This window comes from Actinoplanes siamensis, assembly GCF_016862395.1.
Lineage (GTDB): Bacteria > Actinomycetota > Actinomycetes > Mycobacteriales > Micromonosporaceae > Actinoplanes > Actinoplanes siamensis.
Map to the genome: position 1 here is coordinate 1 of NZ_BOMW01000056.1, position 26,389 is coordinate 26,389.

At 72.3% G+C, this 26,389-nt stretch carries 23 protein-coding genes; 13 read left to right on the plus strand and 10 right to left on the minus strand.

Annotated features, from left to right (window positions below; all coding sequences use genetic code 11):
* Both Asi03nite_RS26890 and Asi03nite_RS26895 read left to right on the plus strand, forming a co-directional pair.
* The coding region (locus Asi03nite_RS26890; protein ID WP_239102950.1) for an ATP-dependent DNA helicase at positions 1 to 2,766 on the plus strand (2,766 nt) is incomplete at its 5' end.
* Positions 2,763 to 6,170: an ATP-dependent helicase gene (locus tag Asi03nite_RS26895; protein ID WP_203683260.1), complete on the plus strand. Its 3,408-nt coding sequence runs from the start codon at positions 2,763 to 2,765 to the stop codon at positions 6,168 to 6,170. The genes Asi03nite_RS26890 and Asi03nite_RS26895, both read left to right, overlap by 4 nt.
* On the opposite strand, the gene Asi03nite_RS26900 is transcribed toward Asi03nite_RS26895, so the two are convergent.
* On the minus strand, positions 6,142 to 6,573 hold the full coding sequence (locus tag Asi03nite_RS26900) for a pilus assembly protein CpaE (protein WP_239102963.1): 432 nt from the start codon (positions 6,571 to 6,573) through the stop codon (positions 6,142 to 6,144). The two genes, Asi03nite_RS26895 and Asi03nite_RS26900, sit on opposite strands and share 29 nt — an antisense overlap.
* A gap of 238 nt (positions 6,574 to 6,811) precedes the next feature.
* On the opposite strand from Asi03nite_RS26900, the gene cspE reads away from it, so the two are divergent.
* Entirely contained in the window at positions 6,812 to 7,015 is a 204-nt protein-coding gene (gene cspE / locus Asi03nite_RS26905) for a transcription antiterminator/RNA stability regulator CspE (protein WP_093619181.1), read from the plus strand.
* 462 nt (positions 7,016 to 7,477) lie between these two features.
* On the opposite strand, the gene Asi03nite_RS26910 is transcribed toward cspE, so the two are convergent.
* Positions 7,478 to 8,194 carry a lysophospholipid acyltransferase family protein gene (locus tag Asi03nite_RS26910; protein WP_203683262.1) on the minus strand — a complete coding sequence of 239 codons (717 nt, stop codon included), beginning with the start codon at positions 8,192 to 8,194 and terminating at the stop codon, positions 7,478 to 7,480.
* Positions 8,195 to 8,295: 101 nt separating this feature from the next.
* Here Asi03nite_RS26910 and Asi03nite_RS26915 point away from each other — a divergent pair, with 101 nt between their 5' ends.
* Positions 8,296 to 9,174 carry a hypothetical protein gene (locus tag Asi03nite_RS26915; RefSeq protein ID WP_203683263.1) on the plus strand — a complete coding sequence of 293 codons (879 nt, stop codon included), beginning with the start codon at positions 8,296 to 8,298 and terminating at the stop codon, positions 9,172 to 9,174.
* Between the two features lie 176 nt (positions 9,175 to 9,350).
* Here Asi03nite_RS26915 and Asi03nite_RS26920 read toward each other — a convergent pair whose 3' ends face one another.
* From Asi03nite_RS26920 to Asi03nite_RS26935, 4 genes are read right to left on the minus strand one after another with little or no spacing between them, the layout of a single operon-like run.
* Positions 9,351 to 10,310, minus strand: coding sequence for an ABC transporter permease (locus tag Asi03nite_RS26920; RefSeq protein ID WP_203683264.1), 960 nt, complete (start codon positions 10,308 to 10,310; stop codon positions 9,351 to 9,353).
* On the minus strand, positions 10,300 to 11,076 hold the full coding sequence (locus Asi03nite_RS26925; RefSeq protein WP_203683265.1) for an ABC transporter ATP-binding protein: 777 nt from the start codon (positions 11,074 to 11,076) through the stop codon (positions 10,300 to 10,302). Before Asi03nite_RS26925 ends, Asi03nite_RS26920 begins: the two co-directional genes overlap by 11 nt.
* Positions 11,077 to 11,104: 28 nt before the next feature.
* Entirely contained in the window at positions 11,105 to 12,190 is a 1,086-nt protein-coding gene (locus tag Asi03nite_RS26930) for an ABC transporter substrate-binding protein (protein ID WP_203683266.1), read from the minus strand.
* Positions 12,191 to 12,201: 11 nt separating this feature from the next.
* Complete coding sequence (locus tag Asi03nite_RS26935) at positions 12,202 to 12,615, minus strand: RrF2 family transcriptional regulator (RefSeq protein WP_203683267.1); 414 nt, start codon at positions 12,613 to 12,615, stop codon at positions 12,202 to 12,204.
* Positions 12,616 to 12,782: 167 nt separating this feature from the next.
* Here Asi03nite_RS26935 and Asi03nite_RS26940 point away from each other — a divergent pair, with 167 nt between their 5' ends.
* The 4 genes from Asi03nite_RS26940 to Asi03nite_RS26955 all read left to right on the plus strand — a co-directional run bounded on the left by Asi03nite_RS26940 (position 12,783) and on the right by Asi03nite_RS26955 (position 17,461).
* The gene (locus tag Asi03nite_RS26940; protein WP_203683268.1) at positions 12,783 to 14,090 is read left to right on the plus strand and encodes a M16 family metallopeptidase; all 1,308 of its coding nucleotides are present in this window, start codon (positions 12,783 to 12,785) and stop codon (positions 14,088 to 14,090) included.
* Positions 14,087 to 15,403, plus strand: a complete 1,317-nt coding sequence (locus tag Asi03nite_RS26945; RefSeq protein ID WP_203683269.1) for a M16 family metallopeptidase — start codon at positions 14,087 to 14,089, stop codon at positions 15,401 to 15,403. Before Asi03nite_RS26940 ends, Asi03nite_RS26945 begins: the two co-directional genes overlap by 4 nt.
* 92 nt (positions 15,404 to 15,495) lie before the next feature.
* The gene (nudC, locus tag Asi03nite_RS26950) at positions 15,496 to 16,494 is read left to right on the plus strand and encodes an NAD(+) diphosphatase (protein ID WP_239102951.1); all 999 of its coding nucleotides are present in this window, start codon (positions 15,496 to 15,498) and stop codon (positions 16,492 to 16,494) included.
* A gap of 85 nt (positions 16,495 to 16,579) precedes the next feature.
* Positions 16,580 to 17,461 carry a phytanoyl-CoA dioxygenase family protein gene (locus tag Asi03nite_RS26955; protein WP_203683270.1) on the plus strand — a complete coding sequence of 294 codons (882 nt, stop codon included), beginning with the start codon at positions 16,580 to 16,582 and terminating at the stop codon, positions 17,459 to 17,461.
* A gap of 64 nt (positions 17,462 to 17,525) precedes the next feature.
* Here Asi03nite_RS26955 and Asi03nite_RS26960 read toward each other — a convergent pair whose 3' ends face one another.
* Positions 17,526 to 17,768 carry a mycoredoxin gene (locus tag Asi03nite_RS26960; RefSeq protein ID WP_203683271.1) on the minus strand — a complete coding sequence of 81 codons (243 nt, stop codon included), beginning with the start codon at positions 17,766 to 17,768 and terminating at the stop codon, positions 17,526 to 17,528.
* Between the two features lie 82 nt (positions 17,769 to 17,850).
* On the opposite strand from Asi03nite_RS26960, the gene Asi03nite_RS26965 reads away from it, so the two are divergent.
* From Asi03nite_RS26965 to Asi03nite_RS26975, 3 genes are all read left to right on the plus strand, one after another.
* Positions 17,851 to 19,992 carry an ATP-dependent DNA helicase UvrD2 gene (locus Asi03nite_RS26965; protein WP_203683272.1) on the plus strand — a complete coding sequence of 714 codons (2,142 nt, stop codon included), beginning with the start codon at positions 17,851 to 17,853 and terminating at the stop codon, positions 19,990 to 19,992.
* 118 nt (positions 19,993 to 20,110) lie between these two features.
* Positions 20,111 to 20,422 (plus strand): hypothetical protein, encoded by a 312-nt coding sequence (locus Asi03nite_RS26970; RefSeq protein ID WP_239102952.1) that lies wholly within the window; start codon positions 20,111 to 20,113, stop codon positions 20,420 to 20,422.
* A gap of 143 nt (positions 20,423 to 20,565) precedes the next feature.
* Positions 20,566 to 20,928, plus strand: a complete 363-nt coding sequence (locus Asi03nite_RS26975; RefSeq protein WP_203683273.1) for a WhiB family transcriptional regulator — start codon at positions 20,566 to 20,568, stop codon at positions 20,926 to 20,928.
* A 590-nt stretch (positions 20,929 to 21,518) separates the two neighbouring features.
* On the opposite strand, the gene Asi03nite_RS26980 is transcribed toward Asi03nite_RS26975, so the two are convergent.
* The 3 genes from Asi03nite_RS26980 to Asi03nite_RS26990 all read right to left on the minus strand — a co-directional run bounded on the left by Asi03nite_RS26980 (position 21,519) and on the right by Asi03nite_RS26990 (position 24,681).
* Positions 21,519 to 22,865 carry an ABC1 kinase family protein gene (locus Asi03nite_RS26980; RefSeq protein WP_203683274.1) on the minus strand — a complete coding sequence of 449 codons (1,347 nt, stop codon included), beginning with the start codon at positions 22,863 to 22,865 and terminating at the stop codon, positions 21,519 to 21,521.
* A gap of 260 nt (positions 22,866 to 23,125) precedes the next feature.
* A complete protein-coding gene (locus tag Asi03nite_RS26985) occupies positions 23,126 to 24,313 on the minus strand; it encodes a hypothetical protein (RefSeq protein WP_239102953.1) in 1,188 nt (395 codons plus the stop codon).
* Positions 24,314 to 24,519: 206 nt separating this feature from the next.
* Positions 24,520 to 24,681: a DUF5679 domain-containing protein gene (locus Asi03nite_RS26990; protein ID WP_203683275.1), complete on the minus strand. Its 162-nt coding sequence runs from the start codon at positions 24,679 to 24,681 to the stop codon at positions 24,520 to 24,522.
* A 457-nt stretch (positions 24,682 to 25,138) separates the two neighbouring features.
* Between Asi03nite_RS26990 and Asi03nite_RS26995 the strand changes: the two genes are divergently transcribed.
* Entirely contained in the window at positions 25,139 to 25,669 is a 531-nt protein-coding gene (locus Asi03nite_RS26995) for a M48 metallopeptidase family protein (protein WP_203683276.1), read from the plus strand.
* 114 nt (positions 25,670 to 25,783) lie between these two features.
* On the plus strand, positions 25,784 to 26,380 hold the full coding sequence (locus Asi03nite_RS27000; protein WP_203683277.1) for a hypothetical protein: 597 nt from the start codon (positions 25,784 to 25,786) through the stop codon (positions 26,378 to 26,380).
* The last annotated feature ends 9 nt before the right edge of the window (positions 26,381 to 26,389 follow it).

Here is a 26,389-nt window from a genome sequence, read left to right on the forward strand (position 1 = left end):
CCGGCTCCGCTCGACCCGCCGGCTCCGCTCGACCCGCCGGCTCCGCTCGACCCGCCGGCTCCGCTCGACCCGCCGGCTCCGCTCGACCCGCCGGCCGCGGGCGCCGCCGACGCCGTGGGACCCCCTGACGTCGCCGGTCCGGCCGGCTCCGGCACTTGCACCGGCCCCGCGAGCCCCGCCGGCCCGGCTTCTCCGGCCGCGCCGCCTCCCGGGGACGAGATCTCTCCGGGCGGGCCGGTGGCGGAGGCCGTCGTCCGCACGTTCCGCTCGCCGGCCGCGGAGACCGCCTTCATCGCGCACGCCCTGCGCGAGGCGCACCTGCTCTACGGCGTCCCGTGGTCCCGGATGGCAGTGGTGATGCGCTCGGCCACCCTCCAGCAGCCCTCGGTGCAGCGCGCCCTCACCGCCTCCGGTGTGCCCACCGTGATCCACGCCGAGGACCTGCCGCTGCACCTGCAGCCGGCGGTCGCGCCGTTCCTGCTGTTGCTGCGCTGCGCGCTGGACCCGGGGCTGCTCGACGAGGAGGCCGCGGTCGCGCTCCTGCACTCGCCGCTGGGCGGGGCCGACCCGCTGGCCGAGCGGCGGTTGCGCCAGGGCCTGCGGGCGCTCGCCGTGGCCGCCGGCGACCGGCGCCCGTCGGGGGAGCTGCTGGTCGACGCGGTCCGCGACCCGGCCGGGCTGGATCTGGTGGAGCGCCGCTGGGCCCGCCCGGCGCAGACCATCGCCCGCCTGCTCACCGTGGCCCGCGCCGCCGCGGCCGAGCCCGGCGTCTCGGCCGAGGAGGTGCTGTGGACGGTCTGGCGGGCCAGCGGCCTGGCCGACCGGTGGTACGCGTTGAGCACCGGCAACCTCCGGGTCACCGACCCGGCGCAGGCCGGCCGGGCCCGGCAGTGGCGTGCCGAGGCCGCCGACCGGGACCTGGACGCCATGGTGGTACTCTTCGACGCGGCCGCCCGCTTCGTCGACCGCCTGCCCGGCGCGGGCGTCGGTGTGTTCCTCGACCACGTGCTGGGTCAGGACCTGCCGGCCGACACGATCGCTCCGAGCGCCGATCGGGGCGAGGCGGTCCGCCTGCTCACCGCGCACGCCGCGAAGGGCCTGGAGTGGGACGTGGTGATCCTGGCCGGCGTGCAGGAGGGCCTCTGGCCCGACCTGCGCCTGCGCGGCAGCCTGCTCGGGTCGGAACGCCTGGTGGACGCGGTCGCCGGCCGCCCGGCCTCGGGCTCCGAGGCGGTGGTGGCCGAGACGTCCGCGCTGCTCGACGAGGAGCGCAGGCTCTTCTACGTCGCCGCCACCCGGGCCCGCCGCCGGCTGGTGGTGACCGCTGTCGCTTCGGCCGGTGCCGGCGGCGCGGCCGTCGAGGAGCAGCCCAGCCGCTTCCTCGCCGAGCTGGCCGCCGCCGGTCCGCGCCGGGATCCGGGCGCGGGCGACGATCCGTATGCGGATGTTCCGCCCCCGGACGAACCACCGGACCCGGACCCCTGGGATCCCGGCCCGCCCGGCGACGGCCCGGTCCCGCCGGATCCGGGTGCCGCGGGCGGTGCGTCCTTTCCGCCCGGCGACGCCCCGCTCCCGCCGGAGCCGGGTGCTTTTGGCGGTGTGGACGCGCTGCCCGGGGATGCCGTGGGCCGGTCCGGGACCGACGCTCTCGGCGGCGCGGAGTCCGCTGATCCGACCGAGGGCGACATTCTCGGAACGTCCGAACCGCGGCGTGGTGCTGCGCGCGAAGACGGCGAGGGGGACGGGGAGGAGGAGCACGACGTCGAGCTGGAGGTCGGCCGCGCGCCCCGGGCGTTGACGCTCACCTCACTGGTGGCCGAACTCCGTACCGTCGTGGTGTCCGCGGGCGAGACGCCCAGCCGCAGGCGCGCGGCGGCCGCCGAACTCGCCCGCCTCGCGGCCGCCGGAGTCCCCGGCGCCCATCCCGACGAGTGGTGGGGGCTGCGCCCGCTCTCCGACGACCGCCCGTTGGTCGACGACGGCGACCCGGTCAAGGTCACCCCCTCGGCGATGGAGAGCGCCCTCCGCTGCAGCCTCCGCTGGCTGCTGGAACGCCACGGCGGCGCGGCCCCGTCCGGCCCCGCCCAGGGCATCGGCAACCTGGTGCACGCCGCCGCGATGCTGGCCGAGGACGCGCACGCCGATCGGGAGAAGCTGGTGGAGTACGTCTCGGCCCGGTTCGACTCGATCGAGCTGGCCGCCCGCTGGATGGCCGGTCCGGAGCAGGAGCGTGCCCAGGCCATGGTCGACAAGCTGCTGCGCTGGCTGGCCGCGAACCCGCGGCGGCTGCTGGCGATCGAGCACGAGTTCACCGTCCGGCTGGAGGACGAGAACCGGCCGATCCAGCTCACCGGCCGGGTGGACCGGTTGGAGATCGACGAGGACGGCCGGCTCGTGGTGATCGACCTGAAGACCGGCAAGTCCACCGCCCTCTCCGCCGACGTGGCGGAGAACCCGCAGCTCGCCGGCTATCAGGCGGCTGTCGACGCGGGTGCCTTCGCGGACTACGGCACGGACAGCGGCGGCGCGGCCCTGGTGCAGCTCGGGCCGGGCAAGGAGGCCCGCGAGCAGATGCAGGTGCCGCTCACCGAGGCTACCGACCCGCAGTGGGCGTACGCCATGGTCCGCCGCACCGCCGAGACGATGGCCGCCGCCACGTTCTCCGCGGTGGCGAACAGCCGGTGCCGGGTCTGCCCGGTGCGCACCAGCTGCCCGGTCTCCGGAAAGGGCCGCCAGGTCGTGGAACCCCCGAAAGATCAGCGATGAGAGCCGACGCCGGTCCCCGTTACACCCCGGCCGAGCTGGCCCGGCTGCTCCGCCTCCCGCCGCCCACCGACGAGCAGGCGGCGATCGTCGCGCACCCGGTGAAACCGCTGCTCGTGGTCGCCGGCGCCGGCTCCGGCAAGACCGAGACGATGGCGTCCCGGGTGGTCTGGCTGGTCGCCAACGGGTACGCGCATCCGGGCGAGATCCTCGGCCTCACGTTCACCCGCAAGGCCGCCGGCGAGCTGGCCCACCGGGTCCGCACCCGGCTCGGCCAGTTGGCCCGGCGCCTGGGCGGCCGGGACGACGCGCTGACCGGCGAGGCGACCATCTCGACCTACCACTCCTACGCGGCCCGGGTGGTCACCGAGCACGGCCTGCGTGGCGGTTTCGAGCCCTCCGCCCGGCTGCTCACCGAGGCGGCTCGCTGGCAGATCGTGGATTCCCTGGTCCGGGCGTACACCGGGGAGATGACCGGCCTGAACCGCGCGCCGGGCACGGTCACCGACGACGTGCTGGCGCTCTCCGCCGAGCTCGCCGAGCACCTGAAGACCCCGGACGACCTGGCCGCCTGGACCGGCCGGTTCTTCGCCGACGTGCAGTCGTTTCCCGGCCGGATGTACTCCGACGTGGCCGAGATGCTGCGCCGGCAGCAGCACCGGCTCACCCTGCTGCCCCTGGTCCGCCTCTACGAGCGGCGCAAGCTCGACCTGGAGGCGATGGACTTCGGTGACCAGATGGCCCGCGCCGCGCTGGTCGCCCGGGACCACCCGGCGGTCGGCGCGATCGAGCGCGGACGGTACAAGGTGGTCCTGCTCGACGAATACCAGGACACCAGCCACGCCCAGGTGACGATGCTGAACAACCTGTTCGGCGGCGGCCACCCGGTCACCGCGGTGGGCGACCCGTGCCAGTCGATCTACGGCTGGCGGGGCGCGTCGGCCGGCACCCTGGAGCGTTTCCCCACCGAGTTCCCGGACGCCGAGGGCCGCCCGGCCTGGGTACACAGCCTCACCCGGAGCTGGCGCAACCGCCCGGAGATCCTGCAGGTGGCGAACGTGATCTCGGCGCCGCTGCGGGCCCGGGTGGGCGTGCTGCGGCCGGCCGAGCGGGTGGCCGAGGCGGTGGGCGGGCGGACCGTGGCGTGCGCGTTGCTGCCGACGTACGCCGACGAGGCGGGCTGGATCGCGGACTCGATGCTCACCACCTGGCGGATCGCCGCCGGGATGCCGCGGGCACTGCCCGAGGAGATCCCGCTCGACCGCCGCCCGACCAGCGCGGTGCTGGTCCGGGTGCGTAGCCAGATCCCGGTGATCGAGGAGGCGCTGCGGGCCCGCGGCCTGCCGGTCGAGGTGGTCGGCCTGGGCGGTCTGCTGGACACGCCCGAGGTCCGGGACGTGGTGTGCACGCTGCGGGTGCTCGCCGACCCGACCGATGGCGCGTCGCTGCTGCGGCTGCTCACCGGGGCGCGCTGGCGGATCGGCCCGCGGGACCTGGTCGCCCTGCACCGGCGTTCCCGGGCGATCGCGGCGACGCGGGTGACCGACAAGGAGGATCCGCTCGACGACGCCACCCTGATCGAGGCGATGGCCGACCTGGGCGCCCCGCACCAGTACTCGGTCGAGGGGTTCGCCCGGCTGTCCGCGTACAGCCGGGAGCTCGGCGCCCTCCGGCAGCGCCTGGACCAGCCGCTGCCCGACCTGCTCGCGGACATCGAGCGGACCATCGGCCTGGACGTCGAGGTGGCCGTCCGCGGCTGGGCGGCCGGTGACGCCGGGCTGGCCCGCGCCCACCTGGACGCGCTCGGCGAGGCCGCCACCCGCTACGTCAACGAGAACGAGACCGGCACGATCAGCGGCTTCCTGGCCTTCCTGGCCGCCGCCGAGGAGGAGGAGCGCGGGCTGGAGCCGGGCCAGGTGGACGTGGTGGAGGGGGCGGTGCAGATCCTCACCGCGCACGCCGCGAAGGGCCTGGAGTGGGACGTGGTCTCGGTGGCCGGCCTGTGCCGGGGCGTCTGGCCCGGCCTGGTCCGCGGCTCGGACCACTACCTGGGCGGCATCGGCGTGCTGCCGTTCCCGCTGCGCGGCGACGCGTCCGGCCTGCCCGCGCTGAACCTGGACGACGCGGTCGAGCAGAAGGACGTGAACGCCGCGCTGTCGGATTTCACCCGCGCCTGGCGGGAGCACGACGAGCGCGAGGAGCGCCGCCTGGCGTACGTCGCGATGACCCGCCCGCGCCGGCTGCTGCTCTGCTCCGGCTACTGGTGGGGCGACGGCGTGAAGCGCCCGCGCGGGCCGTCGGTCTTCCTCGAGGAGGCGCGCGCGACCTGCGCGGAGGGCGCCGGCGTGGTGACCGTCTGGACGCCGGAGCCGGCGCCCGGCGAGACCAACCCGAGCGACGAGGTGGTGTCTGTCGCCGAGTGGCCGGCCGACCCGCTCGGCCTGCGCCGCCCGGCGATGGCCGCGGCCGCCGACCTGATCCGCCGCATGATCGCCGACCCCGACGCGTCCGCGGCGGAGGCCTTCGCGGACCTCGCGGCCGCCGATCCGGAGATCGCGGCGCGCGCCGGGCTCGCCGCCGATCTCGCGGGCCTGGCCGCTTCCCCCGAGGATCCGGGTTCGCCCGATCCGGTCGCGCCCGGGTTGGCGTCGCTCGACCGGGCCTCTCTGGTGGCCGCGGCTTCCGCCGCCGACCGGGTCTCCGCGCGGGTCGACCCGGACGTCACCCGCTGGCGCCAGGAGGCGAAGCTGCTGCTCGCCGAGCGCCGGGAACGCACCCGCCGGGACGGCCCGATCGAGGTCGCCCTGCCCCCGCACCTCTCGGTCTCCCAACTGGTGGTCCTCCGCCGCGACCCGCAGGCCCTGGCCCGTTCGCTGCGTCGTCCGCTCCCGCAGCGCCCGGCCCCGCACGCCCGCCGCGGCACCGCCTTCCACGTCTGGCTGGAGCAGCGCTTCGGCGCGGCCCGGCTGATCGACATCGACGAGCTGCCCGGCGCGGCCGACGACAGCGCGGTCGCCGACGAGGAGCTGGCCGAGTTGCAGCAGGCGTTCCTGACCGGGGAGTGGGCCGACCGCACCCCGATCGACGTCGAGGTCCCGTTCGCCACCACGGTCGGCGGTGTGGTGCTCCGCGGCCGGATGGACGCGGTCTTCGCCGACCCGGGCGGCCGGTTCGACGTGATCGACTGGAAGACCGGCCGCCGGCCGTCCGGCGCCGAGGCCGAGGCGGCAGCGGTTCAGCTCTCCGCGTACCGGATCGCCTGGGCCACGCTGGCCGGAGTCCCGGTCACCCGGGTCCGGGCCGGCTTCCACTATGTCCGCGAACAGGTCACCGTCCGCCCGGCCGACCTGATGGACGTCGCCGCGCTGGCCGAGCTGATCACGGAGATCCCGAAGGAGGCCCGGTAGTGGCCGGCTGGTCCGCGCCGGCCGCGGCCAGCAGGTGGAGCAGGGCCGCGGCGTACGCCTCCTCCGCGGTCGCCGCCGGAAAGTCCACGATCTCCCCGAGCAGGTCGATCCGCACGCGACAGCCCGTCGCGTCCTGGCTCAGTGACCGGAAAGTCCCACCCAGCAACTCGCGCAGCTGATCCTCCCGCGGCAGCCAGATCGTCTCGTCGATCTCCACGTCGTCGAGCGCCCACTCGACCGTCCCGTTGAAACCGATGATCCGCCCCTCCGGCCGCTCGTGCACCTGTATCGACATGTTGCTGAGCACGAACAACTCGTCGTCGAGATCCCGGTCGGGGATCGCGAACCGGTCGCCGAGCCGCGGCTTCCAGACCAGCCCGGCGGCCTTGAGCTGCCATGCCATTTGCACGCCAAGCACTTTGCGGCCTCCCTGCCCGTGCTACGCTCGACCCGTTGTCAGTTTGGTTCCCAAGTACTCAGGAGCGCCTGTGGGGAAGTCTGCCCCAGGCGCTCTTTGTCGTAACCCGGGTTTCTCCGGTACGGGCGATCAGTACGGCGACACGAGACCCACAGAATGCGGGTCTTACCACCTCGTTTCCGTCCATGATGGGCGGGAACGATCGACCGTCGAGGAGACGAGCATGGTTACCGGCGTTGTGAAGTGGTTCAACGCGGACAAGGGCTTCGGGTTCATCACCCCGGACGACGGCGGCGCCGACGTCTTCGCCCACTTCTCCGCGATCCAGATGTCCGGCTACCGGGCCCTGGAGGAGAACCAGCGGGTTGAGTTCGAGGTGACCCAGGGCCAGAAGGGCCCGCAGGCCGCGAACATCCGCGCTCTCTGATCCAGGCCTGATCAGCGGCCGCCGTCCGGCGGCCGCGGACAGCGTGGAAAAAAAATCGGCGCCGTACCCGCACGGGTGCGGCGCCGATGTCGTTCCGGGCTTGCGTGCGGCGCTGACGCCGTTCCGGACCGGCGTGCGGCGCTGACGCCGTTCCGCGTTCGCTCGCGTGCGACGCGGATGCCGCTCGGGACCGTCACGCTCACGGGTGATCTCCACTGCGCCCGCCACGCCTGATGTGGGCCCTTCCCGATCCGGATGCTCCGCGCGGCCGGTCCGCGGCTGGCGGGTCCGGGCGGCTCCGGCCATACCAGAGCAATCTCGTGAAACGACCGCGATCAGCGGTGGGCCGTGAGGCAACGGCGGCCGGGAGTAGCGAGCCCGACCAGCGGTGGGCCGTGAGGCAACGGCGGCCGGGACAAAACGAACAGGCTCCGGGATTTCCCGGAGCCTGATCAGGATCGGTCAGACAGCGGCGGCGGGCTGGGGGAGCGGCGCCGTCCCGCCGAGGTGCGCCGGGAGCCACCAGCGGTCCTGGTCGTTCGCCGGCTTCTCCGGGTATGCCCGCTGGACCGCGTCGAGCAGCGAGCTCAACCGCTGCTTCAGCGCCGCGGTGACGGCCTCGGCCGACGCGCCCTCGGGCAGGTGCACGGCCTCGCCGATCTTGATGAGGACCGGCACGTGCCGCTTGGTGAGCTCCTTCCTCCGCCCCTTGGTCCACAGGCGGTGCGGGCCCCAGACGGCCATCGGGATCAGCGGGACCCGGGCCTCCTGCGCCATCCGCGCGGCGCCGGTTTTCAGCGCCTTGACGGTGAACGACTCGCTGATCGTCGCCTCCGGGAAGACGCCGACGATCTCACCACGCTCCAGGGCATCGGTGGCCTCGCGGAACGCCGCGGTGCCGGCCTTGCGGTCGACCGGGATGTGCCGCATGCCGCGCATCAGCGGGCCGCTCACCTTGTGGTCGAAGACCTGCTTCTTCGCCATGAAGCGGACCAGCCGTCTGGCCGGCTGGGCGCCGAGGCCGCAGAAGATGAAGTCGAGGTAACTCGAATGGTTGCTGGCCAGGACCGCGCCGCCAGTGCTCGGGATGTGCTCGCCGCCCTCGACCTCGATCTTGAGGTCGAGGGCGCGGAACATCGTCTTGGCCAGGGCGACGACCGGGGGATACACGAGTTCCATGGCAGCACGGTAGCGGACATTTCTGGGAATCGACTGGGTCGGGCGGCTTTTCCACAGGTGCGTTTCGGTGGTTGACGGGCTGGTGGTGTTCACTGGTGGGCATGTCCGAGTCGCACCCGTACGAGCGCGTCCGGTCGCGGCCGGGCGGGGCGTGGTCGTCGGGCACGGTGACCGGCCCGCCCCCGCCGCCCCCGCCCCCGCCCCCGCCGCCGCCCGCCGGGCCGACCGGGCCGGAGCAGCGCCGCCGGCAGCTGATGATCTTTGGTGGCGTCGCCGGGTTGATCCTGGCCGGTGGCCTGATCGTGCTGCTGGTCGTGCTCTTCGGCAGTGAGGGCAACCCGTTCCGGGACCGGGAGTCCGCGCCGTCCGACGTCCGGCCGCCGCTGGCCCAGGCCTGCCCGGCGCCGAGCGAGTCGCCCGGCGCCGCGGCCACGAAGACGCCGCCGTCCCCGCCCGCCGTCACCGGCGACCGGACCGTTGACGAGAAGGCAGGCATCTCCTACAAGAAGTACGGCGCGCCCTGGCTCACCTGGGACACGATCTGGCGGGCCGGCACGCTGAAGGTGCCGTACCAGGTCGGCCAGCACTTCGTGACCGAGACCTACAGCGGCGGGGAGTACCACGCCTCGATCCTGTCCGCGGCGGTCCCGGCGGCCGACAACGACGCGGTCACGCTGGATCTGGAGTGTGTCGGGCGGCAGGTCTCGGCGGACGTCCGCGCCGGCTACTACCCGCAGCCCAACACGCTGGACCCGATCCGCGACGAGCTGACCACGCTGGGCGGGCGGCCGGCCTGGGTGAGCGAGTTCCGGCTGCACTTCCGAGCGGCCGGCCTGTCCGCCACCGACGAGCTTTCGGCGGTGGCGGTCATCGACGTCGGCAAGCCTGCGGCGGCCGTTCTCTACGTGTCCATCCCGGGCACGCACAAGCAGTTGGACTACGTGATCGACGACGTGCTGCGGTCGGTCCGGGCGCTCTAGGCCCCGGTCCAGCCGTCCGCGCCGGGGGCCGGCGCGCTGCCGGATGCCGGGCCGGGGGCCGGACTGGGCCGAGGGGCGGCCGGTGGCCTCGGACGAGGTGGCCGCGGGCTGCCCGGCCAGTCCGTCCGACCACGGCCCCGGACGCTCGGAACCGGCCGGGGCCACCACGCCCCCGATCAGGTGCCGGTCAGGCCCCAGCGCTTGCGCAGCGCGTTGTCCGCCGCGTTGAACAGCTGGTCGATCAGGATGCCGATGACCAGCACGACCAGGATGTAGCTGATCACCAGCGGGGTGTCCGAGAGATCCCTGGCGTTCTGCATCCGGACGCCCACGGAGACCGTGCCGGGCACGATGACCAGCAGTTCACCGGCCATCAGGCTGCGCCAGGAGAACGCCCAGCCCTGCTTGAGCCCGGAGACGAAGGACGGCAGCGAGGCCGGCAGGATCAGATGCCGGTACCGGTCCAGCCCCTTCATGCCCATCACCTGGCCCACCCGCAGCCAGGTCCGGGGCACGTAGTCGATGCCGCTGATCAGGCCGTTCGCCACGGACGGCGCGGCACCGATGACGACCACGAACATGATCGCCTGCTCGCCGAGCTGGAACAGCAGGATGGCCAGCGGGAACCACATGATCGACGGCATCGTCTGCAGGCCGGTGATCAGCGAGCCGATCGCGGCCCGCAGCGGCGCGAAGCGGGACACCGCCGCGCCGACGACCGTGCCGATCGCCACGGCCAGCGCGAAACCGGTGATCGCCCGGGTCATGGTCAGCCGTACGCCGTCCCAGAAGTCCGGTGTGGTGACCAGGTCCTTGAGCGTGGTGAAGACATCGAGAGGGGAGGGGAAGACGTACGCCGGCTTCCACTCGGCCAGGTAGACCAGCTCCCACAGGGCCACCACGATGGCGATCGCCAGCAGTTTCGGCCAGGCGCTGTGCCAGATGCGCAGGCCGAGCTGCCCCTTCTCCCTCTTCGGGGCGAGCTCGAGAGCGTCCAGGCCGCTGACCTCGTCCGGGTTCAGCGTCTTGATCTTCTGTGGCTCCGGGCCCAGGCCCGCCGTCTCGGGGGCGAATGCGCCCTCGAGACCGGCGCGGGCGCCCGCGTACTTCATCGGTGCGGGAGGTTCAGTTGGCATGGCGGGCGACCTCCGCGCGGAGCCGGTCGGTGATCTCGCCCGCCTGGGCGGAGACCTCGGGGGAATCGATGCGCCGCGGGCGCTCGTGGCCGATCGTGAAGTCCTCGATCACCCGGCCGGGCCGGCTGCTCAGCAGGACGACCCGGTCGCCGAGGCGGACCGCCTCGCGCACGTTGTGGGTCACGAACAGGACGGTCAGGTTCTGCTCGCGCCAGATCCGCTCCAGCTCGTCGTGCAGGATGTCCCGGGTCATCGCGTCGAGCGCGCCGAACGGCTCGTCCATCAGCAGCACGTCGGCGTTCTGGGCGAGCGCCCGGGCCAGCGCGACGCGCTGCCGCATGCCGCCGGAGAGCTCGTGCGGCCGCTTGTCGGCGAAGCCGCCGAGCCGGACCACCTCCAGCAGCTCGGCGGCGCGCTTGGGGCGCTCCGCCTTGCCGATGCCCTGCAGCCGCAGCGGCAGCTCGACGTTGCCGGAGACGGAGAGCCAGGGGAAGAGGGCGGCCTCCTGGAACATCAGCGCGACCTTGCGGCCGCCGGTGTCCAGAGTGCCGCCGCTGATCCGGTCCAGCCCGGCGACCAGCGAGAGCAGCGTGCTCTTGCCGCAGCCGGAGGCGCCCAGCAGGCAGACGAACTCGCCCCGCTGGACGTCGAGGGAGACCCGGTCGAGGGCGAGCAGAGCGTTGCTCCCCGACCCGTACGTCTTGGAGACGTTCTCGATGTGTACGACCGATTCGGTACGGACGCCGGTGGTTTCGAGGATGCTCATGTTCTGACTCGCCCTCCTGTCGATTCCGTCAGGATGCCGCCGCGGCGTCGCTGACCGTCGGCTGACCGTCGGCCTTGAGCAGCTCGTTCAGCGGACCGAGGTGGTAGATGCCCTTGAGGTCCACCTTCTTGAGCAGGCCGACCTCCTCCGCGTGCTGCGCGCTGGTGTACAGCGACGACGCGATCGGATCGTTGGTGAACTTCAGGTTCTTGAACGCGGCCGTCAGGATGTCCTCCTTGAGGGCCTTGCCGGTCAGCGCCTCGATCTGGGCGTTGGCCGCCTTCTGCGCGTCGGCGTTGTTGTCGTTGATGTACTTGACCGCCGCGATGTGGCCCTTGAGGAGCTTCTTCACCGTCCCCGGGTACTCCTTCAGGAACTTCTGGCTGACGATCAGGTGGGTGGTGACGAACTGCTGGTTCGGCCACAGGGTCGCCTCGTCGACCAGCAGCTTGCCCTTGGACTCCAGCAGCATCTTGCTCAGGCTGGGCTCGGGCACCCAGGCGCCGTCGATCGCGCCCTGGGCGAACGCCTGCACCGCTGTCGCGTTCTCCTGCGGCAGGATGGAGACGTCGCCGCCGCCGTTGGTGTCGGCGTTCAGGCCGTTCTGCTTGAGCCAGGCGCGCAGCGCGACGTCCTGGGTGTTGCCCAGCTGCGGGGTGGCGATCTTCTTGCCCTTGAGGTCCGCCGGGCCGGCGATGGTGTCCTTGACGACCAGGCCGGCGCCGCCGGAGGTGCTGCCGGCGATGACCTTCAGCGCCTGGCCGTTGGACTTGACCCAGCCGTTGATCGCCGGGTTCGGGCCGATGTAGGTGGCGTCGATCGCGCCGGAGAGCAGCGCCTCCAGCGCGGCCGGGCCGGCGTTGAAGGTCTGGGTCTGCAGCTCGGTGCCGGTGAGGGCGTCCTTGAAGAGGTTCTTGCTCACGCCGACCAGGGCCGGGGCGTGGGTGATGTTCGGGAAGTAGCCGAGCTTGAGGGTCGTCGCCTCGGCGTCCGCGCCGGCGGTGGTGCCGGCCTTCTTGTTGCCGTCGTCGTCGGATCCGCAGGCGGCCAGAGCAGTCGTGGCCGCGACGGCGGCCGTGGCAAGGGCGAGCGCACGAAGGGCGCGGGAGCTCATGCTCACAACTCCTAGTTCGTCTTTATTGAGGTGGTGGAGAGTTCGGCCAGGGTCCGGTGGTCGACCACGCCCTCGATGGCCGCTTCGACGGCGATCCACACGTCGTGCAGCGCGATCGCGGCTCCGTGATAGGTCGCGGTGGCGGTCGGCAGCCCGCGGACCGTGGTGAGCGCCCCGCCGACGGCGCGCACGACGTCGCCGACGGTGATCTCCTCGGCCGGGCGGGCCAGGGCGTACCCGCCGTCCACCCCGCGGTGGCTGTGCAGCAGCCCGGCGCGGCGCAGATCGAGCAGGATGCCCTGCAGGAAGCTGAGCGGGATGTCCTGCGCGGCCGCCAGCCCGGCGGCCTTGACCAGACGTGGGTGGGCCGCGGTGACGGCGAGCATGGCGCGGACGGCGTAGTCCGTGCGTGCCGAGACGTACACGGCGGAGCCCCCTCCCGGTGGATCAATCTTCGCTTAATCTATCTGTTGCATGGGAATAGTGGAGCAGATGGGTTTCATGCGTCAAGCGCCCGGCCGCATGACGGGACTCCGGCCGGGCCGCCACACGTAGTCCCGCGGGTGGTCACGCAGCGCGCTAATGTCACCTGGTGGCGTCCAGAATCCAGATTCCCGCGACGAAATATCCGGTCGAGCGGTTCACCCTCGCCAACGGTCTGCGCGTGGTCCTCTCCCCGGACCGCAGCGCCCCGGTCGTCGGGGTGTCCGTCGTCTACGACGTCGGCATCCGCAGCGAGCCCGAGGGCCGCACCGGCTTCGCCCACCTCTTCGAGCACCTGATGTTCCAGGGCTCGGCCAACCTGGAGAAGCTGGCTCACTTCCGGCACGTGCAGGGCGCCGGCGGCAGCTTCAACGGGTCGACCCACCTGGACTACACCGACTACTTCGAGGCGCTCCCGTCCGGCGCTCTGGAACGGGCGCTCTTCCTCGAGGCCGACCGGATGTGCGGCCCCCGCCTGACCGAGGAGAACCTGCGCAACCAGGTCGACGTGGTCAAGGAGGAGATCCGGGTGAACGTGCTGAACCGGCCGTACGGCGGGTTCCCCTGGCTGAAGCTGCCACCGGTGATGTTCGAGACGTTCCCCAACGCGCACGACGGCTACGGCTCCTTCGCCGACCTGGAGAGCGCCACCGTCGCCGACGCGCAGGGCTTCTTCGACAAGTACTACGCCTGCGGCAACGCGGTCCTCTCGGTCGCCGGCGACTTCGACGTGGCACAGGCCACCGCGATGATCGAGCGCCACTTCGGCGACGTGCCGGCCCGGCCCGCCCCGGTGCTGCCCGCCTTCGACGAGCCGGACCTCGACGGTGAGCGCCGCGAGTCGTACACGGATCGCATCGCCCCGCTGCCGGCGGTCGCCGCCGGTTACCGCGTGCCCGACCCGATCGCGGCCTTCGACGCCTACCTGCCGTTCTCGGTGCTCGCCGAGGTGCTCACCGACGGCGACGCGTCCCGCTTGGTCGAGCGCCTGGTGCAGCGCGACCGCACGGTCACCAACGTCGGCGGCTACCTCGGTTTCATGGGCGACGAGTACCAGGTGCGCAACCCGACCGCCCTGCTGCTGCAGGCGCACATGCCGCCCGGCGGCGACGCCACCAAGGTGCTGCGCACCGTCGACGAGGAGCTGGACCGCTTGGCCGCCGACGGCCTGCGGCCCGGCGAACTGGAGCGCACCCAGGCCCGCATGGCCGCCCGCCTGCTGCAGGGCACCGACGAGGTGCTCGGGCGGGCGCTGCCGATGGCCGTGCTGGAGCTGCAGCGCGGCCGTCCGGAACTGCTCAACGACCTGCCACGGCTGATCAGTGAGGTCACCGCGGAGCAGATCGTCACCGCCGCCGCCACCCTGCGGCCCGAGCGCCGGGCCGCCGTCGAAGTTCTTCCTGGAGCCGGAGCATGACCGCGACCCTTCCGGACCTGATTCCGGACACCGAGCTGACCCTGCCGCCGCAGGCCGAGCGCAAGCTGCCGAACGGGCTGACCGTGATCGCGATCCGCCGCGCCGCGGTGCCGCTGGTCGAGGTGCGGCTGCGCATCCCGTTCGGCCGCGCCCCACTGGCCCCGGCGACCCTGCTGTCCCAGGCGCTGTTCACCGGCACCGGTTCGATGACGATGCTGGACATCGCCGCCGAGCTGCAGGCGGTCGGCGGCGGCCTGGCCGCCGGGCTGGACCCGGACCGGCTGCAGATCAGCGGCAACGCGCTGGCCGCCGGGCTGGGCCGCACGCTGGAGATCCTGGCCGGCGTGCTGACCGGCGCGGCCTATCCCGGCGAGGAGGTGGCCACCGAGCGGGAGCGCCTGGTCGACAACATCCAGGTAGCCCTCAGCCAGCCCGCCCACCTGGCCCGGGTCGCGCTGCTCCGGCGGATGTTCGCGGACCACCCCTACGCGGTGCAGACCCCCTCGCCCGAGCAGGTCCGCGCGGTCGAGCCGGAGGCGCTGCGCGAGCTGCACGCCGAACGGGTCCGCCCGGACGGCTCGATCCTGGTCCTGGTCGGCGACATCGACCCGGAGCAGGCCATCGACGTCGCGGAGAAGATGCTCGGCGGCTGGAGCGGCACCGCCCGGGACGGCGAGATCCCGCCCGCCCCGGCGCTGCGGCCCGGCCCGCTGCTGCTGGTCGACCGGCCCGGCTCGGTGCAGTCCTCGCTGCGGATCGCGCTGCCCGCGCTGCCCCGCACCGATCCCGGCTACGCCGCGCTCACCCTGGCCAACCTGGTCTTCGGCGGTTACTTCTCGTCCCGCTGGGTGGAGAACATCCGCGAGGACAAGGGCTACACCTACGGCTCGCACTCGGTGGTCGAGCACTTCGTGGCCGGGTCCTCGCTGCTCGCCGCGGCTGACGTGGCCACCGAGGTGACCGGGCCGTCGCTGCTCGAGACAACGTACGAGCTGGGCCGCATCGCCAGCCTCCCGCCCGGCGAGGAGGAACTGGAGCAGGCCCGGCGGTACGCGCTGGGCACGCTGCGCCTGGGCATGTCCACCCAGTCCGGGCTGGCCGGACTGGCCACCGTCTACGCCGGCTTCGGCCTGCGCCTCGGCCACCTGCGCGATCATTCGGCCGCCCTCGCCTCGGCCACCCGCGAGCAGGTCGCCGCCGTCGCGGCGACGCATCTCGCGCCGTCCCGCGCGGTGACCGTGGTCCTCGGCGACGCCGAGAAGATCGAGGCCCAACTCGCCGCCCTTACCGTGGTGGAGCGTAGCGAGCAGTGACCGAGCAACTTCCTCCGGCTGAGCGGCCGTCGCCGGCCGCGCGGCCTTCCCAGGGTGAGCGGTCTTCGCCGGGTGAGGGGTCTTCGCCGGGAGTGCAGCCTTCGCCTGGTGAACAGCCTGAGCAGCCCGACCTGGGTGAGCAGCCCGGGACGCCGCCGCTCGCCCGGACCACCCTGGACCGCGCCGCGGAACACCGCAAGGACGAGGCCTGGCTGGCCGAGGCCTGGACCCGCGGCCGGGTCCTGGTGGTGGACCTGTCCAAGGGCGGCCGCGCCCTGGTCACCGACCGCCCCGACGGCGGTGTCGCGCTGCTGCTGATCCCCGCCGCCGACGCGCCGGACGCGGAACGCTGGTTCCTCGGCATCGACACCGACGGCACTCCGCTCTGGACCATGGACACCACCCCGCCGGCCGCCGTGGACGCGCGGGCGGTCACCCTGCGGGAAATCGGGCACCTGCTCGACGACCGCGACGCGGGGCTGTTCACGGCCGCCGCCGCGCTGGCCAACTGGCACGCCAGCCACAAGTTCTCGCCGCGCTCCGGCAAGCCGACGGTCGCCGTGGAGGCGGGCTGGGCGCGCGCGGATCCCGATGGCGAGCTGATGTGGCCGCGTACCGACCCGGCGATGATCGTGGTGGTGCACGACGGCGTGGCCGGCCCGGCCGGTCGCTGCCTGCTCGGCCACAATTCGGGATGGGGCCGCGGCGCCGACGGGCTGACCCGCTTCTCCTGCCTGGCCGGTTACGTGGAGCCGGGCGAGTCCGCCGAGGCCGCGGTGATCCGCGAGGTGCGCGAGGAGGTGGGGATCAAGATCCAGAGCTTGCGGTACGAGGGCAGCCAGTCCTGGCCGTACCCGGGCTCCCTCATGCTCGGCTTCCTGGCCACCGCCGACCCGTCGCAACCGTTGCGCCTGGATCCCGAGGAGATCGACGAGGCGCACTGGTTCTCCCGGGAGGACATCGCCAAGATGATCGCCGGCGGCTTCGTGCACCCCGGCTCGGGTGTCCCGATGAGCCTGCCGATGCGTTCCTCGATCGCGTTCTACCTGATCGAGAAATGGCTCAACGCGAGTGCCGGAGATCACGTTTAGACGTCTGATCAGAGAATTCCTCAACGAGGAGGCAACCTGGGCACGGTCCTGGTGCGTCATTCTTACAAAGACGAGAGGGGATCCGATGACCCAGGTGGAAGCGCCGGCGTGGACGCCGATGTCCGCGGAGGAGCGGGAGGCGTTCGACCGCGATGGTTACATCGTCGTGCCGTCGGTGCTGAGTGAGGGCGAGATCGAGGCCGGCCGCGCCGCGATTCTGGGGTATTACGAGAAGGCCAAGGCCGAGGGCAAGCTGAGCGCGACCGGCGCCCTGCACCAGCTCTCGCCGATCGCCTACGTGCCCGAGCTGGCCTTCCTGCTCGACCACCCCAAGGCTTTCAAGTACATCTGGTCGCTGCTCGGGTGGAACATCCATGTGTACCACTCGCACATCGACGTGCACCCCCAGCTGCACGAGAAGCAGAAGGAATGGTGGCACTGGCACCAGGACGGCGGCCGGCAGAACCGGGAGATCGAGACCGACCCGCGGCCGATGCTGTCGGTGAAGCTGGCGTACTGGTTCTCCGACGTCAGCGAGACCGGCCGGGGCAACTTCACCGTCCTGCCGGGCAGCCACAAGACCAACTGGCTGCCCGGCCCGCCGAGCCGTGGCGTCCCGTGGCCGCAGCCCGAGGGCGCCGTCCAGATCACCGCGAACGCGGGTGACCTGGTCGTGTTCGACCGCCGTATCTGGCACGCCCGGTCGGACAACTACTCCGACATCACCCGTGTCGGCGCCTTCTTCGGCTACACCCCGCGCTGGATCGCCATCCGCGACGAGAACGCCGGGCTGCCGAACCGGCCGGAGTGGGCGAACCTGAACGAGGTGCAGAAGCAGCTGCTCGGCGCGTTCGGCAACGGCGACGGGGACCACCAGTGGGGCCACTACCCGGAGAGCACGCCGCTCTACGGCGCGCTCAAGGAGCGGGGCCTGCTGGACTCCAGCATCCCGGCGCTCATCCCGTGACGTTCTGAAGACGAGAAAAGGGCCGCCCGTGAGGACGGCCCTTTCTCGTCGCGCGGCTCGCGGATCAGGCGGCGAGCTCCGCCAGGTGCTGCTTCACCTGCACGATCGACGGGTTGGTCAGCGCCGAACCATCGTCGAACCTGAGAGTGGGCACGGTCTGATTTCCGCCGTTCACGCTGCGCACGAAGGCGGCCGAGGCCTCGTCCTGCTCGATGTCGATCACGTCGTAGGCGATGCCCTCCCGGTCGAGCTGCGACTTGAGGCGGTGGCAGTACCCACACCAGGACGTCGAATACATGGTCAGCATCGGGCAGGCTCCTTCGGATCCGGGTCACACGGCACTACGCCGTCCCGCACAACGCCCGGCGGGGGTGTCATGATTCCCTACCGTGCGGACTGAAGCGGTGCTGGCCGGGCTCGACCCCGAGCAGCGGACGGCGGTGACGGCGCCGGCCGGTCCGGTCTGCATCCTGGCCGGCGCCGGCACCGGCAAGACCCGGGCGATCACCCATCGGATCGCGCACCGGACGCTCTCCGGCGAGATCAACCCGCGGCACGTGCTCGCGGTCACGTTCACCGCCCGGGCCGCCGCCGAGATGCGCGCCCGGCTCACCGCGCTCGGCGCCGGCGGCGTGCAGGCCCGGACGTTCCACGCGGCGGCTCTGCGCCAGGTGCGCTACTTCGCCGCCCGCCTGCTCGACGGCCGTGGCATGCCGGAACTGATGGAGAGCAAGGTCCGGGTGGTCGGCCTGGCCGCCGCCCGCGCCGGGGTGCGCGCCGACCGTGCCGTGGCCCGCGACCTGGCCGGCGAGATCGAGTGGGCCAAATCCTCCCTCGTCGAGCCCGGTGAGTACGCCGTCGCCGCCGCCAAGGCGCTGCGTGAGCCCCCGTTCGAGCCGGCCCGGGTGGCTGAGGTGTTCGCGGCGTACGAGTCGCTCAAACGCCGCCAGGGCGTGATCGACTTCGAGGACCTGCTGCGCGCCGCGGTCTGGGGCATCGAGGAGCACCCGGACGTCGCCGATCAGATCAGGGCGCAGTACCGGCACTTCGTCGTCGACGAGTACCAGGACGTCAACCCGCTGCAGCAGCGGTTGCTGGAGGCCTGGCTGGGCGGCCGCGACGACCTCACCGTGGTCGGCGACGCCAGCCAGACGATCTACTCGTTCACCGGCGCCACCTCGTCGTACCTGATCGACTTCCCGCGCCGGTGGCGGGGCGCCACTGTGGTCCGGCTGGTCCGCGACTACCGCTCCACCCCACAGGTGGTCGGGCTGGCCAACGCGGTGATCCGGCAGGCCCGCGGGACCGAGGCGAGACTGCGCCTGGAGCTGGTGGGCCAGCGGCCACCCGGTCCGGAGCCGGAGCTGAAGATCTTCCCGGACGAGCCGGGGGAGGCCAACGCGGTGGCGCGGCGGTGCCGGGAGCTCATCGCGGCCGGCACGCCGGCCAGCGAGATCGCGATCCTGTTCCGTACGAACGCGCAGTCCGAGGCGTACGAGGAGGCGCTGGCCGAGGCGCAGGTGCCGTACGTGGTCCGCGGCGCCGAACGGTTCTTCGAGCGCGCCGAGGTACGGCAGGCCATGGTCGCCCTGCGCGCCGCGGTGCGGTCCATCCCGGGCGAGACCCCGCTGCGCCAGGCGGTCGTCGAGGGTCTCGCGGCTACCGGCTGGAACCCGCACCAGCCCCCGCCCGGCGGCGCCGCCCGGGAACAGTGGGAGGCGCTCGCCGCGCTGGTCGCACTCGCCGAGGAGTACGCCGCGGAGCCGGAGATCCTGCCCATCGGGGAGGCCGGTCGGGTGCAGCGGGAGGTCACGCTGGCGGCGTTCAACGACGAGCTCGCCCGCCGCGCCGAGCAGCAGCACGCGCCGACCATGGCGGGCGTCACGCTGGCCTCGCTGCATTCGGCCAAGGGCCTGGAGTGGGACGCCGTGTTCCTGGTCGGGCTCGCCGACGGCACGCTGCCCACGACGTACGCCAAGACCGCCGAGCAGTTGGAGGAGGAGCGCCGGCTCCTCTACGTCGGGGTGACCCGGGCCCGGCAGTTGCTCTGGCTGTCCTTCGGGCAGTCCCGGGCGCCGGGCGGCCGGGCCCGGCGGCCGTGCCGGTTCCTGCCGCATCTGGAGCGGTCCGGCGCCGGCCCGGCGCAGCCGACCGGCGACCGGAGTCGGAAAACCGACCGCCGCCCGCCGAAGATCTCTTCCTGCCGGATCTGCGGGGCCACCCTGCTGGCCGGCGCGGACCGGAAACTGGGCCGCTGTCCGACCTGTCCGTCGGATGTGGACGAGGACCTTTTCCAGCGGCTCCAGGACTGGCGGGCGAGCACCGCAGCAGAGCTGAAAGTCCCTGCGTACGTGGTGTTCACCGACGCCACTCTGGTGGCCGTGGCGGAACGCCGCCCGACCGACCCGGCCCAGCTGCTGGCGATCGCCGGGATCGGCCCGCGCAAGCTTGGCCAGTACGGCGACGCGGTCTTCGCCTTGGTGGGCGGTGCGAGCGTCGATGAGCTTGGCCGAAAAAACTTTGAAAACTAGTCCGTTAATTCGTTTGCCCTCCGCTGTAGGGCAGGCATAGCCTCAGGACACACCTTGCCGGGGAGCTCTTCCGGGCGAGATCGAACTACTAGTGCAGGTTATGGAGGAGGTGGCACCAATGAGGATCAACACCATGCCGATGCGTCCGTTGCGCCCGTCGATGCTGCCGTCTGCTGCCTGCGCTCCGTCCGTTCTGCTGCCCGCCGCCGCTCCGTCGGCGCTGCTGGCCGTTGAGCGGGTTCTGGTTCCGCAGGCGCACCAGGTCGTCAGCCAGCACCAGGCCGAGCTGGGCGAATGGGCTGTCGAGCGGGTGCTCGTCGGCGGAATGAACGGCACCAATGGCACCACTGGGTTCAAGGGCAGCGACTCCATCTCCAGCAAGCGCTACACGGATGGCGACGGCGCCCCGCCTCGAGGAAGGCCGGTCTGAAAGACCAGACCTCCGGCTCACCTCGAGGCCGCGGAACCCGTAACCGGGATCCGCGGCCTTAATTTTTTGCCGGCTCACCAAGCCGGTGCACCACCCGGAACACGATCCAGAAGATCGAGAGAAGAGAGAGGTGACCGGGCTTTATGAGTCTGGCGCTGGCCCCGATCGACATCACCGTCGACATCGAGGCGAACCTGCCCTGCCGGAAGTTCGACCCGGACCTGTGGTTCTCCGACTCCCCGGCTCAGCTGGAGCTGGCCAAGTCGCTCTGCGGGGACTGCCCGCTGCGCGTCGAGTGCCTGGCCGGCGCGGTGGAGCGGGCCGAGCCCTGGGGCGTCTGGGGTGGCGAGATCTTCGAGCGCGGGGCCGTGGTTCCGCGCAAGCGGCCGCGGGGCCGTCCCCGTAAGGCCGACGTCGCTCGCGACGCCGAGCTGGCCGTCGAGGTCGAGGAGCGGCTCGCCGCGAACGGTCTCGACTCCCGCAACAGCGTTCGGCTGGCGGCCTGACATGACCGCTTCGACCCGTCCGCGTAGTACCGAGAACCGAAAGCCGAGCACCGAAACCGTGCGTTCGAATGGAGCCACCAAAGTGAGACTCATCCAAGAAGCGTTATCCCGGGCTCGAATGCGTCAGCCTCAGAGTGACCGTGCACCTGAGGCTTACCGATCCGCCCGCCGTGTCGCCATGGAGGCCCGCAAACGGGCCGCCCGCGAACTCGGCGTCGGCGGGTACTGATCCCGCAATCGCGCTGTCCGGCGAGGAGAAACAGCCCGTCCGCTTCGGTGGACGGGCTGTTTCGCTGCCTGGCCGGTTCGGGTCGCCGCGGATTCTTTCAAGCAGCTCGCCGTGACTCTTGAGCCGCTCACCGGGACTTCGGACAGCTCATCGGGACTTCCGGGCAGATCATCGAGGAATTCGAACCGCTCACCGGGCGCGGAAGCCGGACACGGGAATCGCGTGAAAAGCCGGAAAGGTGGCGTGGCCACCAGCCGATAAAGACTCCCCGGAGCCCCGCCGGCGATTTCCGATTTCGTTTCCGGCTGTTTCCTCCGCGCATCGCTCTGGCCGCTGTGGACGGGCGCGCGGCGCTTCTGTGTCACGAAACCGGGGCGAACCCCGGGAGCCACTTCTCCAGGATCTCCCGGTACCCCGCCTCGGCCTCCAGCTGGCAGAGCACGCCGATCGAGCCCAGCGTGACTCGATGAATCATCAGGTACGACGGCGGGAGGTTCAGTTTGCGGCCCAGCTGGTACGCGGGCGACCGGGGGTTGGCGATGCGGGTGGCCTCGCCGCGCAGCCAGGACCTGGTGAAGCGGAACCGCTCCACCGCCACCGGCTCGATCATCGGCCGCAGGAAGGAGAGCACCGCCTCGGCGTCGATCGGCTCGTCCGGCCTGATGAAGCCCTCGTCGCGCAGCCCGTCGGCGACGCCCTCGGCGTCCCCGTCCAGGGCCAGCCGGACCAGCCGGCCGATCGGCTCGGGGTGGCCCTCCGGGAGCCGCGCCACCGCGCCGAAGTCGATCACGCCGAGCCGCCCGTCCGGCAGGATCCGGTAGTTGCCCGGGTGCGGGTCGGCGTGCAGCAGCCCGGCCCGGCCGGGTGCGGAGAAGTGCAGCGTCGCCATCAGCCGGCCGGCCTCGTCACGCTCCTCGGTGCTGCCGTCGGCGATCACCGAGGACAGCGGGGTGCCCTCGACCCACTCGGTGACCAGCACGCGCGGCGCGGAGGCCAGCACCCGCGGCACGAAGATGTCGGCGTCGCCCTGGTAGGCGGCGGCGAACGCGTGCTGGGTCTGCGCCTCCATCTCGTAGTCCAGCTCCTCGACGACGCGCTCGTGCAACTCGGCGAGCAGCGGCTTGACGTCGATCCCAGGCTGGATGATCTTGAACATCCCGGCCAGCCGGGAAAGCTGTTTGAGATCGGAGACCAGTGCCTCGCCGGCCCCCGGATACTGCACCTTGACCGCGACCGGCAGCAGCTTCGGCTTGCTGTTCCTGCGGGCCGGCGGCAGCTTCCAGACCGCCCGGTGCACCTGGCCGATGCTGGCCGCGGCGGCCGGGCTGTCGTCGAACTCGGCGAAGCCGTCCCGCCAGTCCGGCCCGAGCTGCTCGGCGAGCGCCTTGTGCACGCTGGCCACCGGCATCGGCGGCGCGGCCTCCTGCAGCTTGGTCAGAGCCTGCCGATACGGCCCGGCCAGCTCGTCGGGCAGGGCGGCCTCGAACACCGAGAGCGCCTGGCCGAACTTCATCGCCCCGCCCTTGAGCTGGCCCAGCACGCTGAACAGCTGCTCGGCGGTGCGCTGCTGGATGTCCGCGGAAATGACGTCGGCGGCGATCCCGACCGCCCGCTTGCCGAGACCCAGCGCGGTACGGCCGGCGAACCCCAGGGGCAGCGCGGCCAGCTTGGCTGTCCGCGAAGCCGCGCGGCGCGGTATGTCGGTCACCAGATCATTGTGACCGACACCCGGCCCGTACTCGGCCTGTCGAACCCGGGTTTGCCAGGTTATGCGACAAAAGTTCGATTAAGGATCCACACTTCCTCCACACTTCGGCATGATCATCCGAGTTCTGGAGCCCGGGAGCGCCGTCCGTCCAGCGGTGCCTCAGAGATCGCCGCCCCGCGGCTCCGGAGCGCCGTCCCGTCCGGCGCCTGCGCGGGTGTGAGCGGCTTGGCGCGCCGGAGCGCCGTCCGTCCAGCGGTGCCTCAGAGATCGCCGCCCCGCGGCTCCGGAGCGCCGTCCCCTCCGGTGGCCGCGTGAGTTCCTGCCGCTTGACGCGCCGGAGCGCCGTCCCGTCCGGCGGCTGACCGGGCATGGGTGGCCCGGCGCCCGCGACGATGGCAGGTGCAGACCGGATGAGGCGGCCAACTGCGCCGCCGGATCCGCCCCGGCGAGCTGATCTCCACCGCCGCCCCCAGGGTCTCCGGCGTCCCGCCGTCCAGGAACGTGAGCACCTCCGCCACCACGAACCCGGTGGCCGCCAGCACCGTCGCCACCGCGCACGGCTCGGCCACGTCCGGCCCCGGCGGCCCCTCGGCGCCCGGCCAGTCCGGATCGCGCTCCCGGCGGTGCAGGTCCTGGCAGTTCAGGCAGGGCCCGCCGGCCGACGGCACGAGCGGCCCGATCACCGCCACCCCGTCGCGGATCCGCACCGCGAGATGCGGCTGCCGACGCCCGGCATGCGCCGCCGCCACCAGGGCCGCGGGCTGCTCGTGGGCGAGCTGGACCACCAGGTTGACCGGCGCTCGGCGGACGTCGTGCACCGCCGTCCCGGGCACGGACCGGTGCACCGCGGCCGCCACCGCGGCCCGCAGCGGGCTGCCGAGATCGCCGGCCCGCAGCGCGCTGCCGGCCAGGTGGCCCGGCCCCACCACCCCGGACAGGTCCGGGAAGACGTGCCCCACGCCGGCCTCGGCGAGCGCCACCGCGACGCTCGAACCGAGCCGCCCGCGCCCGGCCAGCACCACCCGGGCGGCTCGGCGGCGCCGCAGCACCCGGGCCGGGGAGGGGTGGGGGAGGTCGCCCGGCGCCGGGCCGCCGAGGGCGAGCGCCGCGGCCTCGGCGGCCAGCCGCCGTCGCTCCACGCTGGGCAGCCCGGCCGGGAGCAGGGCCGCCGAGGGCAGCACCAGCCCGGCCCGATGCAGCAGATCGACGAGTTGCCGAGCCTCTTCCGGAGCCACTCCCAGCTCCGCCGCGTGCACCAGCACCTGCCGCTCGGCGAGATTGCCGTCCAGCAGATCGAGCACCCGGGCCAGGCGTGGATCGGGCAACTCCACCCGCACCGCCCGGGCCGGGTCCAGCCCGATCTGCAACTCCACTGGCCCGCGCCAGACCCGGGCCAGCCCCGGGATCAGGGTCGGCCGGGGCAGCGGGTTGCGGGGCGGAAGAGTCATGAGTGACAGGTTGTCACTGCGAGGCTGCGGAGCGAGTTCGTTATCCACAGCCGGCCACGCCGTCCCGCAGGGTTATCCACAAGTCGGAGCGAGTTATCCACAGGTGGGTGCACTGCCCCCGGATAACTCAACGTGGGTCTGTGGCCATGGTTACGGCCGGCCGGGGAGGGCGACCGGCGCGGCCGCCTCCCCGGAGGCGCGCGCGGCTACTTGGCCTTGCCCAGGATCCGGTTCATGGTCGTGCCGCAGACCGGGCACTTTCCCTTGGCCATGTTCATGCCGGTCTTCGAGACCTCCACGTTCCCCTGGAAGTCACGCTTCTCCTTGCACTTGACGCAGTAGCCGTTGTATGTGGTGGTGTCGGCCACGGTTCCTCCTCGTTCGTGTCGTCGGCCGCTGGGCCCCGTGCCTGTTCGCGGCGACGGGCGCGAACCTCTCTGCGGCTCTGGGCCGCCATGTGGCCCTCTTCCGGGGCGTGGACTTACCCAGGTCAGGACGGTTCCATGTCAGCGCGGCGTCGGCGGTGTCACCGACGACGTGAGTGTGCCGGGAGGAAGTGCCCTTTTCGTACAGATTTGCCGGGACACGCCGGGAACTGCCCTCACAACGGCACGAAAGGGATGTGGGCCCCGAGTAGCCCACTGAGTCGAAGATGGTCTAGGTTGACGACTGTCTCAGATGTTGCTGCTGGGGAAATTTTTTTCGGGTATATGCGGACGAACTGGCCGTATTCCGTGACAGTCATTCGGCGTACTCTTGCGGTGACCAGGGGCTCGCGGATTAGCGTCTCAACGTGAACCCGAATCTGGGCCGCGCGAGCCGGTAATGGCCCGCGCGCGCAAGCCTGTCGTGGAAGTGCGGCGCAGCCAGCGCCGGCGCAGGACGGTGTCCGCGTACCGCGACGGGGAGCGCGTGGTCGTGCTCATCCCCGACCGGTTCTCGCGCGCCGAGGAGACCGAGTGGGTCGAGCGCATGCTGGCCCGGCTGGCCGCCCGCGAGGAACGCCTCCGGTGCACCGACACCGAGCTGCTCAACCGGGCCCGCCGGCTCACCGCCCGCTTCCTGGCCGACCACGCCGATCTGGTCGCCCCGGCGAGCGTGCGCTGGGTGACCAACCAGAACGGCCGCTGGGGCTCGTGCACACCCGACGACGCCACCATCCGGATCTCCCACCGGATCCAGGAGATGCCGGACTGGGTGATCGACTACGTGCTCCTGCACGAGCTCGCCCACCTGGTCGTCCCCAGCCACAACGCGCGCTTCTGGGAACTGGTCAACCGCTTCCCGAAAGCCGAGCGCGCCCGCGGCTACCTGGAGGGGGTCGCCGCGGCCGGCTCCCTCGTGATGGCCGAATAGCGGCTGCTTGTCATGGTTGTCCCAGCGCCGCTGGACAACCATGACCACCAGCCGGGACTCGCGGGCCTGCCCGGGTTGCCGCCGGGTCGCGGACGCGCTGAGTAGGGTGCTCGTGTGACGCGGCGTGTGGTGGTGGCGATGCTGGTGCCGGTGCCGTGGAGCCCGCCGGGCGTCGATCTGGCGGCCTGGCGCACCGCCCTCGCCGAGGACGTGGTCGACCTGCTCGCCCGCCTGGCCCAGGCCGAGGCGGCGATCGCCACCACCCCCGAGGACCGGGCCCTGGCCGAGGAGATCGTCTGGCCGGGCATGCGGATCTACGAGATCCCCCGGGCCACGGTGCTGCCCGTACTGGCGGCGGCGACCGGCGACGGCTTCGATCAGGCGGCCGTGATCGCGGCGGACGCCCCGGACGTACCGGGAATGATCCTGGGGAAGCTGCTGCGGCCGCTGGAGAGCAAGGCGGTCGCGGTCGCGCCGGGAGGACCCGGCGGCGGCCTGCTCGGCGTCGCCACCAGCCTGCCGGCGCCGGACTGGTTGGCCGATCACGATCTGGACACCGCGTCCGCGCAACTGCTGCGCAAGCCAGCCCCGGCACCCGGCGAGGTCACCTCGACCCCGCCCTGGCGCCGCCTGCGCGGCCCGGCGGACCTGGCCACGCTGGACGTCGCCCTGGAGGGCTGGGACAACACCCGAGCCCTCCTGGGCGGCTGACCGCCGCGC

What these genes read in the sequence shown, in the direction of transcription:
- Asi03nite_RS26895 (WP_203683260.1), top strand. Translation starts at nt 2,763, where the DNA reads ATGAGAGCCGACGCCGGTCCCCGTTACACCCCGGCCGAGCTGGCCCGG.
- Asi03nite_RS26900 (WP_239102963.1), bottom strand. Translation starts at nt 6,573, where the DNA reads ATGGCATGGCAGCTCAAGGCCGCCGGGCTGGTCTGGAAGCCGCGGCTC.
- cspE (WP_093619181.1), top strand. Translation starts at nt 6,812, where the DNA reads ATGGTTACCGGCGTTGTGAAGTGGTTCAACGCGGACAAGGGCTTCGGG.
- Asi03nite_RS26910 (WP_203683262.1), bottom strand. Translation starts at nt 8,194, where the DNA reads ATGGAACTCGTGTATCCCCCGGTCGTCGCCCTGGCCAAGACGATGTTC.
- Asi03nite_RS26915 (WP_203683263.1), top strand. Translation starts at nt 8,296, where the DNA reads ATGTCCGAGTCGCACCCGTACGAGCGCGTCCGGTCGCGGCCGGGCGGG.
- Asi03nite_RS26920 (WP_203683264.1), bottom strand. Translation starts at nt 10,310, where the DNA reads ATGCCAACTGAACCTCCCGCACCGATGAAGTACGCGGGCGCCCGCGCC.
- Asi03nite_RS26925 (WP_203683265.1), bottom strand. Translation starts at nt 11,076, where the DNA reads ATGAGCATCCTCGAAACCACCGGCGTCCGTACCGAATCGGTCGTACAC.
- Asi03nite_RS26930 (WP_203683266.1), bottom strand. Translation starts at nt 12,190, where the DNA reads ATGAGCTCCCGCGCCCTTCGTGCGCTCGCCCTTGCCACGGCCGCCGTC.
- Asi03nite_RS26945 (WP_203683269.1), top strand. Translation starts at nt 14,087, where the DNA reads ATGACCGCGACCCTTCCGGACCTGATTCCGGACACCGAGCTGACCCTG.
- Asi03nite_RS26955 (WP_203683270.1), top strand. Translation starts at nt 16,580, where the DNA reads ATGACCCAGGTGGAAGCGCCGGCGTGGACGCCGATGTCCGCGGAGGAG.
- Asi03nite_RS26960 (WP_203683271.1), bottom strand. Translation starts at nt 17,768, where the DNA reads ATGCTGACCATGTATTCGACGTCCTGGTGTGGGTACTGCCACCGCCTC.
- Asi03nite_RS26970 (WP_239102952.1), top strand. Translation starts at nt 20,111, where the DNA reads ATGAGGATCAACACCATGCCGATGCGTCCGTTGCGCCCGTCGATGCTG.
- Asi03nite_RS26975 (WP_203683273.1), top strand. Translation starts at nt 20,566, where the DNA reads ATGAGTCTGGCGCTGGCCCCGATCGACATCACCGTCGACATCGAGGCG.
- Asi03nite_RS26985 (WP_239102953.1), bottom strand. Translation starts at nt 24,313, where the DNA reads ATGACTCTTCCGCCCCGCAACCCGCTGCCCCGGCCGACCCTGATCCCG.
- Asi03nite_RS26995 (WP_203683276.1), top strand. Translation starts at nt 25,139, where the DNA reads ATGGCCCGCGCGCGCAAGCCTGTCGTGGAAGTGCGGCGCAGCCAGCGC.